This window comes from Shewanella sp. MF08487 (genome assembly GCF_050848685.1).
Classification (GTDB): domain Bacteria; phylum Pseudomonadota; class Gammaproteobacteria; order Enterobacterales; family Shewanellaceae; genus Shewanella; species Shewanella glacialipiscicola.
Genome location: NZ_JBOZPB010000023.1, coordinates 27,161 through 42,130, shown reverse-complemented (window position 1 = coordinate 42,130; position 14,970 = coordinate 27,161). Strand labels below are relative to the sequence as shown.

Sequence of the window (14,970 nt, the reverse complement as noted above, 5' to 3'; positions counted from 1 at the left end):
TCAATATAGGAGGATCCATCTACTTATAAAGGGGTATTTGCAAATTTGTATCTGATATGTGAACGATGATCTAACACCTGTGAATGGTAATTCTAAACTTTGCACTTTGATATTTTAAATAGTGAAATTAAGCTGCTAGCCTATGATGTGTATCACAATTTTAATCTTTAAATTTAGGTCGAAATGATGAATTCATTTTCGGTTAAGCAAAATGAACGATGTTAAGAAAGTCTGAGTCTTAAGTTGTTACCTTAAGGTTTTGAGCATAAAAGCAATGGGATAAGAGGGTGAGGATGGGGGACGATATGGCATTGTAAAGTGATTGAATTGTGACTTGGATAAATAGAATCCATAGCCCAGTAAACCCACTTAACATCCATAACGTAAGCTAGGTTAATGAACTTAGTGTGTAATCTATTTTTGTATTAGTGTGCTGGTTCGAGTGCGGCAAGTAAGGAGCGCACGACGAGATCACACTGGCTTTGGCTGTAACGCCGATGAACTGCAGGTTTCTCAATCAGATAATAATGTGGCGCCATCATAGTTTCGTGGAGTCTATTAAGCTCTGTATCGCTAAGGCGCTCGAGATGTAATCCGGGCATATGTTTAACTGTGTGCATATCAATGCTGGAACAAAAAGCCACACTCTTCATGGTTAATAGATGGGCATACCATTCCTCCCTGTCTATCACTTTCTCTACGGTAGGCAGTAAGATACCTTGGCGTTGGCAAAATAATTCTAAGGGATCGATTTTACTGTTAAAGCCCTTGAGTTCTTGAAATAGAAACGGATGGCGACAAATTTGCTCTAAGGTAATATTCGTCTCAACGTCCCAAAGTGGGTGTTGCTTGGCTGCAACAATATAAATGCCATTGATTGAGCCAAGTTTGGTGTAACTTAATTCTTTATTTTCAGCACTTTCGAACGTAATCCCAAAATCAAGCGCACCTGCGTGGATCAACTCAGCGCTATTTTCCTGCCATTTATGTAAGCGTATTTGTCCTAGCTTTTGGGCAAGTTCAGGAGTGCTTAACTGAGGCGCTAAAAAGCTTAGCAGGCCATTACAAGCAGCGATATGCAGCGGTAAGTCGGTATTGATAGCCGCATTTTGTATCTGGATTGCAGATTGTTCGAGGTGATAAACCGATTCAGTAAACTGGCAAATAGCAACATAGAGACTTTCTGCTAAGGGCGTCGGTTTTAGCCCCTGTTGACGACGATAAAATAGTTCATCGTTAAAGGTTAGGCGTAAGGCATTGAGGCAGCGGCTTATTTTTGGAGCAGAAACATCTAGCGCTTTGGCCGCGCTATTTGCGTGCCCAGTGTCGAAAATACTTTTAAATACAAGCAAGGTAAAAACATCGAGTTCACAGATCTGTTTTAGTAATAAGTTGCTCATTTTGTATTTTGCCCTGTATGAGTCTTAAATGCTTTTGCGGCACGATTAGAGGAGTTCTGTGTCCTTGCTATTACCCGAACTACCGCGATCAAATATCATGGTTACTAACTGCCAAGATTAACATTCAGCATGCGGATTAACTGTGATCCCCCTCAGTGAATTAACAATTATTTAACCATTGTAAAGTGGGGGGAGTTAGATGAGTAGACGCTATGTTTAACGTCGAGCGGTAAGGAATGATTGAGCTAAAGAGTTAGTCAACGTCAGCTCGCCTAAGGCAGCGAGCAAACGATTGTGATGCATTTAGGATTAGCGAGATTCTATGACGTCGTTTTGCACGGACGGTAAGTTGAGTGAATTTGCTGTTGGGGTATGGCCTATTGCATGGGAATAAATAGTGGGCGCATCTTCTTTAATCCGCATCCCGATAAATTGGCCACCCTCAAGGATTTGCATTGAGGTACTTGCCACTTCGCCATCGACAACGCCATTACGTTGGATCACTAAACGCTCACAAATGAGTCTACCTTTAAAATATCCATCAACAATACATTCTTGACACTTTACTTCGCCATGAATGGTACCGCCTTGCTCTATGCTGACATTAGCTTGGGACAGAAGTTGACCTTGAATATCGCCACCGATAAGTACATCCCCGGTTAATTCAATATTACCGGTGAGTTTTGTGCCACGGGAAATAAAACTCAACGAGGTACTTTTTTGAGTTGGGGAAAACAGTTTTTTAATAAAGGTCATCATAAATTAACTCAGTTAAATCGGCGCGCGATAGTAGCCGATAATAGATAACTAGCCCAGTAACCGTTTACTCATCCGTAGGATTATTGGTTTATTCAGTGGGTTGTTTTATATGTATGGCTTGGCTAGGGCAAGGTGCAACACAGGCACCGCAACCGTTACATAAATCAACATCAATATGAGGGCTCGGAGCTTGGCCAATACTGAATACAAAGTTGATAGCTCGGGGCTCGCAGGCATCCTTACAACTTTGGCACCAGATCCCATGATTTGTTAAACAAGTCTCTTGCACATAGGCTTTATAATGCCAAGCGGATTGGGTTAGATCAAAAATGTTCTCAGGACAGCTTTTGGCGCACAGAGTACAAAAAGTACATTCATTGTTAGTGAAGGATACTTCTGGAAAACCAGCATCGCCTTTAATAATAATCTGGGTTTCACAGGCCGTAATACAAGCCGAGCAGCGAGTACACATATCGGTAAATTCGATATTCTCACGTACCCAAGGTGGCCTTATCGCGTTACTTTTACGACGACTAAAGAGGCTGCGACGACTGTGATTAATACTTTGAGTCATGTTGCTCCGTGAAGATGTAGGTCATTTCAAGCGGTATTCGTAGGCTAAGAGATAAAGAAAATGGCTTGGTGAGATATTTCAACAAGCCATTAACATTATTAGTCGCTATAAGCTATAACCAGTGGGGTTAGTCGACTGCCAATGCCAACTACTCTTGGCCATATCCTCTAAGGTATGCGTGGCTTGCCAGCCTAAATCTTCCCTTGCATGGGTTGGATCGGCGTAACAAGCGGCAATATCACCGGGACGACGTGGCGCAATCTGGTAAGCAATAGTGCGACCACAGGCTTTTTCAAAAGCTTTGACCATATCTAACACGCTATAACCTATGCCCGTGCCTAGGTTATATGTTACTAAACCGGGTTTGGTCGCTAGTTTGGCCAGCGCTTTTAAATGGCCATTGGCTAAATCGACGACATGGATATAGTCACGCACACCCGTACCATCGTGAGTAGGATAATCATTACCAAACACACTTAAGGCGGTACGTTTACCTACGGCAACTTGGGCAATAAACGGCATTAAATTATTCGGGATATCGTTAGGATCTTCGCCGATTAAGCCACTGGCATGGGCACCAACGGGATTAAAATAGCGTAAACGAGCGATATTCCAGCTCGGATCGGCATTGTGTACATCCGCAAGAATATGCTCAACCATTAACTTAGACTGACCATAGGGATTGGTTGCCCCCGTAGGGAAGTCTTCGGTGATAGGTAAACTTGCAGGATCGCCATACACGGTAGCCGATGAACTGAAAACGAGATTTTTCACTTTATTCTCTGCCATCACTTGGCAGAGAATAAGGGTACCAGTGACGTTATTCTCATAATACTTGAGTGGTTTAGCAACCGATTCACCCACGGCTTTTAATCCGGCAAAGTGGATAACCGAATCAATTGCATGGTCGCTAAATACTTTTTGTAATAAAGCCTTATTGAGAATATCACCTTGATAAAAAGTGACTGCTTTACCTGTGATCCGCTCGACTCTGTGTAAGGCTTCTATGCTTGAATTAGACAAGTTGTCTAATACAATCACGTCATTACCTGCATTAAGAAGTTCTACCACAGTGTGGGTACCAATATAACCCGCCCCACCAGTCACTAAAATCGTCATTACTTCATTCCCTTTACGACGGTTTTTAAATATTGTGCAAAGTCTTCACCAATTTCGCTATGGCGCAGAGCATATTCTACGTTGGCACGCATGTAGCCTTGCTTATTACCGCAATCGTGACTCTTACCTTCCATATAATAAGCATTCACTGTTTCTTGCTTCATCAACATGGCAATAGCATCGGTTAATTGAATTTCATCACCGGCACCAGCTGGTGTTTTTGCCAGTAGCGGCCAAATGCTGGCGGGTAACACATAACGGCCTACAACGGCTAAGTTTGATGGTGCTTCATCTACAGATGGTTTTTCAACGAGCTCGGCTAATGGCTCGGACTCACCAGGCTGTAAATCATGGCCATTCACATCGGCAATACCATATTGGTTGACGACATTATGTGGCACGCCTTCAACCATGATTTGACCCACTTGGGTTTCATCGAACAGGGCAACCATGGCCGCTAAGTTATCAGTGCGTAAATTGCAGCTCGACTCATCGATAATCACATCAGGCAGTAATACGGCAAATGGTGCGTCACCCACCACAGATTTAGCACATAAAATTGCGTGACCTAAACCTTTCGCTTGCGACTGGCGTACGCTGATAATGGTGACATCTTTAGGGCAAATAGATTGTACCGCTTCGAGTAACTGACGCTTAACGCGGCGTTCAAGTTGCGCTTCTAATTCGAAACTGGTATCGAAATGGTTTTCGATAGAGTTTTTACTGGCATGAGTCACCAGTACAATTTCTTTAATTCCAGCGGCAATGGCTTCGCTTACCACATACTGGATCAATGGCTTATCAACAACAGGTAACATTTCTTTTGGAATGGCTTTAGTCGCTGGAAGCATACGAGTGCCAAGGCCTGCGACAGGAATAACAGCTTTACGGATTTGATGTTGTGTCATTGCGAACCTTTTAGGTCAAAGAGATACGATTAATAGCCAATATTGTAAATGACCTGCACAGAAAAGCTATTTACAAACACTGAAATATCAGAGTATTTCGGTATTTTAACGGTAAATTTATGCAGGGTTGTAGCAACGTTAGCATAGTGAATCTAATACATCATTGGAGATATGTGTTTTTAGTGCACTTTTAAATTTTTTGTAATACTTGCTTTACGTTTTTATCACAATGACGGGTCAAGAATAAAGTGTGAGGGAGTTAACAAAATTCAAGGCTTAGATCACTATGGAGTCATAACAGTTAGCCATGAAGTGAAGACTATGACTAAAGGAACAGCGTACATCGCTCACACAGCCGATGAGACTGGTTTTATTCAATACCCACAAGCAGAGCATGACATATGGAGCCAATTGTACGCCCGTCAAGCGGGGAATCTCCCAGGGCGAGCTTGCAAGGAATATCTGCAAGGACTTGATGCGTTAGCTATGCCTAAGGATCGTATTCCGCAACTTGCTGAAATTGATGCAGTACTGCAAGTAACGACTGGGTGGAAAACCGCGGCAGTGCCTGCATTGATTTCCTTTGGCCGTTTTTTTGAATTGCTCGCTAATAAAGAGTTTCCAGTGGCAACGTTTATTCGCCGCAAGGAAGAGTTTGACTATCTACAAGAGCCCGATATTTTTCACGAGATTTTTGGTCATTGCCCTTTATTGACCAATCCTTCATTTGCCAATTTCTCGCATATGTATGGCCAGTTAGGTTTGCATGCCAGTAAAGAGGATCGGGTATTTTTGGCTCGCTTGTATTGGTTTACGGTTGAATTTGGTTTACTACAACCTAAAGACGGCCCTTTGTGTATTTATGGTGGGGGTATTTTAAGTTCACCCGGTGAAACTTTATATGCAATGGAAAGTGACGTGCCAGAACGTCAACCGTTTGATTTACTCGACGTGCTACGAACTCCTTACCGTATCGATATCATGCAGCCTATTTATTATGTTATTGAACATATTGATATGCTGGATGAAATTGCCAAAATGGATATCATGAGTTATGTGGCTAAGGCGCGCCAGTTAGGCTTATTTGCCCCTAAATATTTACCCAAAGTTAAAGTGAGCGAGATAGTGAGTTAGTTAGATAGTGATTTAGTGCCGATATAGTGAACTGAGTTCATTTTTTATGATTGAGTCACTCAATCAGTAATGCATAAAGTGCAACGGATTGACCTTATTGATGTTGCCAATAGGAGTATGTATGACAGCGTTATCGAATATGAAATGTGAAGCGTGCCAAGCCGATGCACCCAAAGTGACCGATGAAGAGTTGGCAGAACTGGTGCGTATGATCCCAGATTGGGGCGTACAAGTGCGTGATGGCGTAATGCAACTTGAACGAGTCTATAAGTTTAAAAACTTTAAACTGGCAATGGTATTTACCAATAAGCTGGCAGATTTGGCTGAAGCCGAATTTCATCATCCAGGTATTTTTACTGAGTGGGGCAAAGTGACGGTAACTTGGTGGTCACACTCAATAAAAGGGTTACATAAGAACGATTTCATCATGGCCGCCAAGACGGACCAGTTATTTGATTAATTTTTTAAATAACTAAATCAGCTCGTTAAGTGTTTTTCGGCGCTGATTTAGTTATTCCAACTCCGCTCGTACTGTAAACTAGACTTGCCACTTTTGATTTAACCTTTTAACGTATACACGCCCTGCTATTAATTTGCCGCTTACGTTTGCGTAAAGCTGGTTTTCCTAAGCCAGCATGCTCTGCATTAACGTGCGTAAAAAATAGCTCTGCACGGTTTATCCCCAAAATTCGAATCAAAAAAAGGGAATATCAGTCATTATGCGCTTGGAAGTCAGCTGTCAAGATCGCGTGGGTTTAGCGAAAGATATATTAGTCGTGTTAGAACAGTATGGTATTAATTTAATTGCCATTGATGCCAGTAACCAAGGTTTTTTATACCTACAATTTGCCGAAATAGGTTTTGAAACCTTAAGTGCGTTAATGCCGCAAATCCGTAAGGTGGAAAGTGTGCATGATGTGCGCACGGTTTCATTTATGCCCTCAGAGCAAGAGCATTACGCGCTCAAAACCCTGCTAAAAACCTTACCCGATTCCGTATTCTCTATCGATGCTAAAGGCCGTATTCGTATTGTTAACGAGTCTGCTTTGCTCAATATTGGTATGGGCGAGCACGAGGTGCTCGAAGAATCACTTAATCATTGGGTGCAAGGCTTTAACTTCAGTCGTTGGTTAAGTGAAGGCCAAGTATTACCGCAAGCGGCGCGAGTACAAATTGGTCCAAACGAATATTTAGCTGAAATGCTGCCAATTTATCTGCCCGATGAGGATGAAAAAAGCATTTTAGTGGGGGCAGTGGTGTCGCTCAAATCTCCTGCACGAGTCGGTAAACAGTTCAATGCGTTGCAGAATCAAACGACTGGCTTTGAGAATGTATTAGCCAGCAGTGACAAAATGAAAGATGTGCTTAAGCAAGCGCAGCGTATGGCTCAGCTTGATGCGCCTTTACTGATCACCGGTGAAACAGGTACCGGCAAAGAGCTCATGGCCAGAGCCAGCCACGATGCCAGTATGCGCCGTGAAAAACCTTTTATAGCCATTAACTGTGCCGCTTTACCGGACAGCGCCGCCGAAGAGGAATTATTTGGTTACGTCAGCCAAGGTAAAGTGATCAAACGCGGTTTTTTTGAAGAGGCCAAAGGGGGAACGATATTCCTTGATGAAGTGGCTGAAATGTCAAAGGCTGCCCAAGTTAAATTATTACGTTTACTGCAAGATGGCACCTTTAGACGCATAGGTGGCGATGACGAAGTGCGCGCAGACGTACGTATTATCTGTTCGACCCAAAAAAATCTCGCTGAGCTGTGCCAAACCGGTGAGTTTAGGGAAGATTTGTACTATCGCATCCATGTGCTGAGTTACCACATCCCTTCATTACGTGAGCGTAAAATTGATATCATTCCATTGACTGAAATGTTCCTCGAACATTACAGCCAGCAATTATCTAGTCCTGTACGGCGGATTTCAGCCCTGTGCCGTGAGCATTTACTCACTTATGCTTGGCCGGGTAATGTGCGTCAATTAAAAAATGCCGTATTCAGAGCGGTATCTATGTGGGATGGTTCGGCAGAATTGACGGTAGAGCAGCTAAAACTTCCCTCTTATGCCGAAGGTTTTGGTTACTTTGATGATGAGTTCGAAGGTAATCTCGATGATGCCATGAAGCAGTTTGAGGGTAATCTGTTACGCCGTTTGTATCCTGCGTATCCAAGTACTCGCCAGTTGGCAAAAAAGCTCGGAGTGTCGCATACCGCAATTGCCAATAAACTGCGTGAATACCAGATAGCTAAACGTCGTTAGTGATGATATTTAATCGCTAAACGTAACCGTATCGTTCCACTTAATAGCTGGCTTTTTAGGCATATCAGTTGGCCAGCTATTGAAAAGCAGCAAGGTACTTATAAACGTAATTAATCGTTTACAAAGTATGGAATAATTGATTTTGATATGATGTTGTTCGCGCTATAGGAATCTTCGCCGGTATCGGGTATTTCTACGCGCAATAAATACGTTAGCGTAAACCATTACGGACATTTTGTTAGCCTAAAATGTTCAGTATGAGTCAATGACAATCATCGAATTTAAGTTGGGTGACGCGCAGCGTTTTCCCGTAGTCCCAAATGGTACGCCTAGTTAGAGCTGTACTGGAGCCAATATGAAACTTGCAAGTTATAACAATGGTCGTCGCGATGGTCAGTTGATGTTAGTGAGTCGTGATCTGACTAAAACGGTTGCCGTACCCGCTATTGCCCACACCATGCAGCAATTACTCGATGGTTGGGATTTACTCAAGCCACAATTACAAGAACTATACGATGCGTTGAATGAAGGCATGTTTGATAATGCTCAAGCCTTTGATGAAGCTAAGTGTTTATCGCCATTACCTCGCGCTTATCAATGGGCTGATGGTAGCGCCTATGTAAACCACGTTGAGTTAGTGCGTAAAGCACGCGGCGCTGAAATGCCAGAAACTTTCTGGACAGATCCTCTCGTTTATCAAGGGGGCTCTGACAGCTTTATTGCGCCTAAAGCCGATATTAAAATGGCCAGTGAAGACTGGGGGATTGATTTTGAGTCTGAGATCGCCGTGATTACTGATGATGTTCCTATGGGCGTGAGTAGCGATAATGCCGCTAAACATATTAAGTTGTTGATGTTAGTGAACGATGTCTCACTGCGTAATTTAATCCCAGGAGAGCTGGCGAAAGGTTTTGGGTTTTTCCAATCTAAGCCATCGAGCAGCTTTTCTCCTGTGGCGGTAACGCCCGATGAATTAGGCGCACGTTGGGAAGATTCTAAAGTGCATTTACCATTAATCACCTACTTAAATGGTGAGTTATTTGGCCGCCCTAATGCCGGCGTTGATATGACGTTTAATTTCAGTCAACTCGTTTCACATGTTGCCAAAACTCGCCCATTGAGCGCTGGCGCGATTATTGGCTCTGGTACGATTTCTAACTATGACCGTAGCGCGGGTTCGAGCTGTTTAGCAGAAAAGCGCATGTTAGAAGTGATTGCTGACGGTAAAGCCACGACGCCATTTATGTGTTTTGGTGACACAGTGCGCATCGAAATGCTCGATGATAATGATGTAACCATTTTTGGTTCTATCGATCAAAAAGTGGTTGAATACAAAGCCTAAGACTTTCCCTTAAAGGGCGATACAGACTCAAACTAACGGGGCTTAATTGCCCCGTTTTTATACTGACTTTTATAAGGACATGAAAATATGAAACTTTACGGTTATTGGCGTTCCAGTGCAGCCTATCGGGTTCGTATTGCCCTTAATCTCAAGGGGATTTCAGCCGAACAGTTTTCAGTGCATCTCGTACGTGATGGCGGCGAGCAACATAAAGCGGCCTATATTGCGCTTAATCCTTTAGAGTTAGTGCCAACCTTAGTGGTGGATGATGAGCTGGATGTGGATGCCTTGTCGCAATCTTTAGCCATCATTGAATATCTTGATGAAATCTATCCTCAAGCGCCATTATTGCCCGCCTCAGCGCTTGAGCGTGCTCACGTGCGCGCAATGGCACTAACCATAGCCTGTGAAATTCATCCGTTAAATAACCTGCGAGTATTACAATATTTAACCCAAACACTAGGTATTGATGAGGCGGCTAAAAATACTTGGTATCAGCACTGGGTAACGAGTGGCTTTGCGGCCTTAGAAGCCCTATTAGCCAGACATAGCGGCCGTTACAGCTTTGGCAATACCGTGACATTAGCCGACTTGTGTTTAGTGCCGCAGGTATATAACGCGCAGCGTTTTAATGTGGACGTAACGCCTTACCCCAATATTATGCGTGTATGGGCTGAATGTAATCAGCTTGATGCCTTTGCCGATGCTGCGCCAGAGCGCCAAGCGGATGCGGTGTAACGAATTGCGCGGATACGGTTTTTACGAATAGAAAAAATGGATGATGAGGCTTGCTTTGCGAGTCTAATCTCAGCGATGGAGTTTAAATGCTTTTCAGTAAAAAATGTCCGTATTGCAAAGGTAAACTCGGCGCTAAGGATGTGCCGATTAAGGAAGGGCGCTGCTGTCATTGTGATAAGCCGATACTGTACAAACTCAATGTAATAAAATGGATGCTACTGTTCGTGCCCATCTGTACTGTTAGCGTTAATCTGCTAGACAAAGATGTACATGGTTTTTGGATTTGTGTTGCGGTGATGGCACCTATTTATAGTCTCGTTTCACTACTCTGTCATGAGGTCGTAAAGTGCGCAGAAACCGATGGCGAAGTGGAGTAAGCCTACTGTCTTTCCCGTGTTTTTATCTGATATTGAAGCGGGCGATGCTGTTATGAGTGAAGCAATGACTGAAGCAGCGCTAGAGCATCAATTACTCGAATGGATAGCTCAAGACTGCGAGCGGGTGAGGGCGCTTGAACTCGCGATTCAATGCGCCAAAGTACACTCAATGCCACAGTGGTGTATTGCGGCTGGATTTGTGCGTAATCTGGTGTGGGATCGTTTGCACGGATTTGAGTTGAGCCCGCTTAACGACATTGATCTCATTTATTTTTGCCCCTTAGATATTCGCCCTGAACGAGATGCTGCGATTGAAGCTTACCTTACACAATTGGCGCCCGATTTACCTTGGTCGGTGAAAAATCAAGCGCGAATGCACTTAAAAAATCAAGACCCTGCTTATACTTCCTGTGCAGATGCAATGACCTATTGGCCTGAGTTCGAAACCGCTATTGGTATTTATGTCTCTGATGTTAGCGAGTGTAACTATGACAAAAATACTCAGGTTACTGCTGATCAGCCCTTACTCTGCCAGTGTGCAACATCTTATGGATTGGTGACGCCTTTTGGTCTTTATGCACTGTTTGACCTTACCTTACATGCAAACCCTCGACGTAGCTTACTGATATTTGAGCAAAGAGTGTCTGCAAAGGGCTGGTTACGCCAATATCCTTTACTCAAACTGATGAATTAACTTTCTATAGCGTAACCAACGCTGTCGTTATCTAATCTGGCTCTCTAACAGCTTACCGCTCTACTCACTCACTAACTACCTACTAAACCCCACCGCCAATTGGCGCAATATTCTGCGAATATATGTAGCTGAAATGTTAACGGTGATCGAGCGGCATACAACTAAAGATGTATATTTGTATTTGCGCATATATGCGCTAACTCACGATAATTAAAGGAGTATTCTCAATAAATGTTTATGTTTTGTGATCGGTATCCCGCTGCGAATACTCCCAAGTAGGTATTGGTGTGCGCATTTGATTTGGATCAATAAAACCATATCATTTCTCTGGCAGTGTGAGCTCAAATCGTTACGAATGTAATCACAAACAATCATTTATGTTATATACATGGAGTATGATGATGCGTAAAAATACTGTATCTGCTGTAGTCGCTGCCTCTCTTCTCGCTATTGGTTTTTCAGCCTCAGTATCGGCTCACCAAGCGGGCGATATTATTGTTCGTGCGGGGGTTGCTGTGGTGGCGCCGAATGAGTCGAGCCAAGATGTCGCTGGAAACGGTGAATTTATCATTAACAACAATACTCAATTAGGGCTTAACTTCGGCTATATGCTGACTGATAACCTGGGTATTGAATTATTAGCGGCAACGCCTTTTAGCCATGATGTTTCTTTAAAAGGCGTAGGTAAAATTGCTAACACTAAGCACCTCCCTCCCACATTAGTGGCTCAGTACTATTTTGGTGATGCTCAATCTGCTCTACGTCCTTACATTGGCGTAGGTGTTAATTACACTAACTTTTATGATAGTGAATTCACCAATGACTTAAACGGCGCCTTAACGGATCTCAGCCTCAGTAATTCTTGGGGTGTTGCTGGGCAGGTTGGCTTAGATTATCAATTAAGTAAAAATTGGTTAGTTAACGCATCTGTGTGGTATATGCAAATTAGTACCGACGTGAAGTTTAATTTAGCAGAGGCTCCAGTGAAGATTGAAACCGATATCGACCCTTGGGTGTATATGGTAAGTGTGGGTTACACTTTCTAATCTATTGAGTAGATAAGCGTAAAAAAGGAGCCTTGGGCTCCTTTTTCGTTTTGCATTTTTAGCACGATATTTTGATCCGTTACTATGTCGGCTTACTGTTTTGGTTTTTTAGCCTTCCAGTGGCGCGTGTTGTAGATAAATTCGGGTAATAACACGGTAAGCCAAGCAACGAGGCGCCAGCGTTTAGTCACATAAACGCGGCGTTTACCTTGTTTCATTGCCTTGATAATTTGCGCTGCGACCTGTGGTAATGGCGCAAGCCACATTGCACTTTGCTGCATAGCGGCTTTATCGAGTAAACCGAGTTGAATATCGGTAATGGTAATCGGTAACTTGAGGCGCTGTGCATGCATGCTTAGGCCCTCAAGATAATTCTGCCCAAAAGCTTTTGAGGCATGGTAAGCCACGCTTGGCCCACCACGTAGACCTGCTATCGAGTTTATTGCCGCCAGTTGTCCATAACCTTGTTCACGAAATAGTCTAAATGCCGTATTACAGATAGCGGCAAAACCTCGCACATTGACATCGATAATATCTTGCTCAGGTAACCAAGGCAGCTCAGGATCGTAGCTATTGAGGCCAGTATTGACTAAGACTAAGTGCGCGCCGCCAAGATTTTGCCAGACGGATTCAAGTTGATTAATAATTGCTTGAGGCCGTTCAATTTGAAGTGCAAATACTTGTACTTTTGTTGGCAAGGATAGGGCAAAATCGTGAAGTGATTCTGGATCTTGGGCGAATAAGGCTAATTCAACCTGTTGATCCGCCAATTGCTTTGCAAGTTCACGACTTAATTGTGAGCTAGCTCCCACAATGATTGCAGTTGCTTGAGTCATAGGTTTTTCGACAACGAAATGGTGGCTTATGATAGAAAGATATACGCGCCAAGACAAGATTTATAGCTCGGGCGTATGGACATCTAGAAGTCTTTATGTATGATTAGGAGAAATAAAATGAACACAGGATTGCGTTTAAGCGCGCTGAGATTAACAGCCTTAGTATTAATGGCCGTCATTGGGGTGTTATCTGGTTGTGCAACGCCCAATGCTATCGTTGAGATTAAGGGCCAGGCCTTATATCGCGAACGCATTGCACTGCCTGCTGATGCCAAGGTCATAGTGCAACTGCTTGATGTTTCAAAAATGGATGTGCCAGCCATAGTGATGGCTGAACGTGTGCAACAAGGGGCTGCGATTCCCGCGCCATTTAGTTTTGCGATGGGCAGTGATCAATTTCAACCTGGTCACAGTTATGCTATAGGTGCACGGATAATGCTCGGTGATAAGTTATTGTTTATTAACACTCACGCTTATCCTATTGACCTCAACGCCACTGAATCTATGACCATACTGCTGGAAAAAGTCGGTGATTAATTAGCTCACTAAAGGTGAGCTGACATACGCGCCGAATCCGTTGATATTTACGAACAGAAGAGGCGCTGTATGCCGGTTAGAATTCCAGACCATCTGCCCGCAGCAGGGGTGTTAGAGTCAGAAAATATTTTCGTTATGTCCGAGACGCGGGCGGCGAATCAAGATATCAGGCCGATGAAGGTGCTGATTTTGAATTTGATGCCGAACAAAATCGAGACAGAAACCCAGTTATTGCGTTTACTGGGTAATACACCACTGCAAGTCGATGTTGATTTACTGCGTATTCATGATAAAGAATCCAAACATACTTCTATTGATCACATGAATACCTTTTATCGTGATTTTGAAGACGTGCGCCACAAAAACTATGACGGGTTGATTATCACGGGAGCGCCGCTGGGGCAAATCGATTTTGAAGATATAGTCTACTGGGATCATATCCGTGAAATTATTGACTGGTCGCAAGAGCATGTCACCTCAGTGCTGTTTTTATGTTGGGCAGCCCATGCGGGTTTGTATCATCTCTATGGTTTAAATCGACAAATTTTGCCAAAAAAGCGTTCTGGCGTATTTGTACATCGTCGTACTTGTCAGCATTTTCCTTTGTTACGGGGTTTTGATGACGAGTTTTTTGCGCCCCATTCCCGTTTTGCTGAAATGAATCTTGAAGAAATTAAACAACATCCGCAGCTGCAAGTATTAGCCGAGTCCGATGAGGCGGGAGCCTATTTAGTATTAAGCCGTAACAATCGCAACTTGTTTGTGATGGGTCATCCTGAGTATCAAAAATCGACGTTAAATGATGAGTATCATCGAGACTTAGCCCAAAACTTCAATCCCGATGTACCACAAAACTATTATCGCAATGACAATCCTGAAGCAGAGGCGATTGCCCGTTGGCACAGTCACGGCAGCTTACTGGTGAGTAATTGGCTTAACTATTACGTTTATCAGTTAACCCCCTATGATTTAAATGATATGACGGCGATGACCCCGTGGGAGTCGCGTTAACCTGCTATTAAGCGATTAATTTAGTGATAAAGTTTTACAAAAGCTGCGCAGGAGTCGATATCCTACGCCGCTTTTTGTGCTTATTTTTACTATTAAAAGAGAGCCGCTCTATCGCTGTGAGCTCAGCATCCACACAGTATATTTTTCGTTATTCCCTCCTAAATTCGATGCTTACTGTAAATCCTTTATGACAATTTCTAGGGGATAAAACCTTCACATTAGACCAAGGAATACTTG

Annotated in this window: 16 protein-coding genes; 10 read left to right on the top strand and 6 right to left on the bottom strand. The window is 43.3% G+C overall.

Translation table 11 applies throughout. The features are described from left to right. Positions 1–425 precede the first annotated feature (425 nt). The 5 genes from ACRN9H_RS15225 to galU form a co-directional block, all read right to left on the bottom strand. On the bottom strand, positions 426–1,400 hold the full coding sequence (locus ACRN9H_RS15225) for a LysR family transcriptional regulator (protein ID WP_113938944.1): 975 nt from the start codon (positions 1,398–1,400) through the stop codon (positions 426–428). Between the two features lie 309 nt (positions 1,401–1,709). Continuing rightward, positions 1,710–2,159 (bottom strand): bactofilin family protein, encoded by a 450-nt coding sequence (locus ACRN9H_RS15220; RefSeq protein ID WP_432314906.1) that lies wholly within the window; start codon positions 2,157–2,159, stop codon positions 1,710–1,712. A gap of 88 nt (positions 2,160–2,247) precedes the next feature. After that, positions 2,248–2,733, bottom strand: coding sequence for a ferredoxin-type protein NapF (gene napF, locus ACRN9H_RS15215; protein WP_432314904.1), 486 nt, complete (start codon positions 2,731–2,733; stop codon positions 2,248–2,250). A gap of 105 nt (positions 2,734–2,838) precedes the next feature. Beyond that, positions 2,839–3,852, bottom strand: coding sequence for a UDP-glucose 4-epimerase GalE (galE, locus tag ACRN9H_RS15210; protein WP_432314902.1), 1,014 nt, complete (start codon positions 3,850–3,852; stop codon positions 2,839–2,841). After that, the gene (gene galU / locus ACRN9H_RS15205; RefSeq protein WP_432314900.1) at positions 3,852–4,760 is read right to left on the bottom strand and encodes a UTP--glucose-1-phosphate uridylyltransferase GalU; all 909 of its coding nucleotides are present in this window, start codon (positions 4,758–4,760) and stop codon (positions 3,852–3,854) included. Before galU ends, galE begins: the two co-directional genes overlap by 1 nt. Positions 4,761–5,081: 321 nt before the next feature. On the opposite strand from galU, the gene phhA reads away from it, so the two are divergent. From phhA to ompW, 8 genes are all read left to right on the top strand, one after another. Then, a complete protein-coding gene (phhA, locus tag ACRN9H_RS15200) occupies positions 5,082–5,894 on the top strand; it encodes a phenylalanine 4-monooxygenase (RefSeq protein ID WP_432314898.1) in 813 nt (270 codons plus the stop codon). Between the two features lie 121 nt (positions 5,895–6,015). Further along, positions 6,016–6,354, top strand: coding sequence for a 4a-hydroxytetrahydrobiopterin dehydratase (locus ACRN9H_RS15195; protein WP_076496760.1), 339 nt, complete (start codon positions 6,016–6,018; stop codon positions 6,352–6,354). Positions 6,355–6,613: 259 nt separating this feature from the next. After that, positions 6,614–8,152, top strand: coding sequence for a transcriptional regulator TyrR (tyrR, locus tag ACRN9H_RS15190; RefSeq protein WP_263188941.1), 1,539 nt, complete (start codon positions 6,614–6,616; stop codon positions 8,150–8,152). A 355-nt stretch (positions 8,153–8,507) separates the two neighbouring features. Then, positions 8,508–9,494, top strand: a complete 987-nt coding sequence (locus ACRN9H_RS15185) for a fumarylacetoacetate hydrolase family protein (protein ID WP_432314896.1) — start codon at positions 8,508–8,510, stop codon at positions 9,492–9,494. An 87-nt stretch (positions 9,495–9,581) separates the two neighbouring features. Continuing rightward, positions 9,582–10,232: a maleylacetoacetate isomerase gene (gene maiA, locus ACRN9H_RS15180; protein ID WP_432314894.1), complete on the top strand. Its 651-nt coding sequence runs from the start codon at positions 9,582–9,584 to the stop codon at positions 10,230–10,232. Between the two features lie 86 nt (positions 10,233–10,318). Beyond that, on the top strand, positions 10,319–10,609 hold the full coding sequence (locus ACRN9H_RS15175) for a hypothetical protein (RefSeq protein ID WP_432314892.1): 291 nt from the start codon (positions 10,319–10,321) through the stop codon (positions 10,607–10,609). 52 nt (positions 10,610–10,661) lie between these two features. Beyond that, complete coding sequence (locus ACRN9H_RS15170; protein WP_432314947.1) at positions 10,662–11,303, top strand: nucleotidyltransferase family protein; 642 nt, start codon at positions 10,662–10,664, stop codon at positions 11,301–11,303. Between the two features lie 398 nt (positions 11,304–11,701). After that, positions 11,702–12,349: an outer membrane protein OmpW gene (ompW, locus tag ACRN9H_RS15165; protein ID WP_432306631.1), complete on the top strand. Its 648-nt coding sequence runs from the start codon at positions 11,702–11,704 to the stop codon at positions 12,347–12,349. A 92-nt stretch (positions 12,350–12,441) separates the two neighbouring features. Here the strand turns inward: ompW and ACRN9H_RS15160 are convergent, their stop codons facing one another. Then, entirely contained in the window at positions 12,442–13,185 is a 744-nt protein-coding gene (locus ACRN9H_RS15160; protein ID WP_432314890.1) for an SDR family NAD(P)-dependent oxidoreductase, read from the bottom strand. Between the two features lie 117 nt (positions 13,186–13,302). On the opposite strand from ACRN9H_RS15160, the gene ACRN9H_RS15155 reads away from it, so the two are divergent. Both ACRN9H_RS15155 and metA read left to right on the top strand, forming a co-directional pair. Further along, positions 13,303–13,722: a YbaY family lipoprotein gene (locus ACRN9H_RS15155; RefSeq protein WP_432314888.1), complete on the top strand. Its 420-nt coding sequence runs from the start codon at positions 13,303–13,305 to the stop codon at positions 13,720–13,722. 69 nt (positions 13,723–13,791) lie between these two features. After that, entirely contained in the window at positions 13,792–14,733 is a 942-nt protein-coding gene (gene metA, locus ACRN9H_RS15150; RefSeq protein ID WP_432314886.1) for a homoserine O-succinyltransferase MetA, read from the top strand. Positions 14,734–14,970 lie beyond the last annotated feature (237 nt).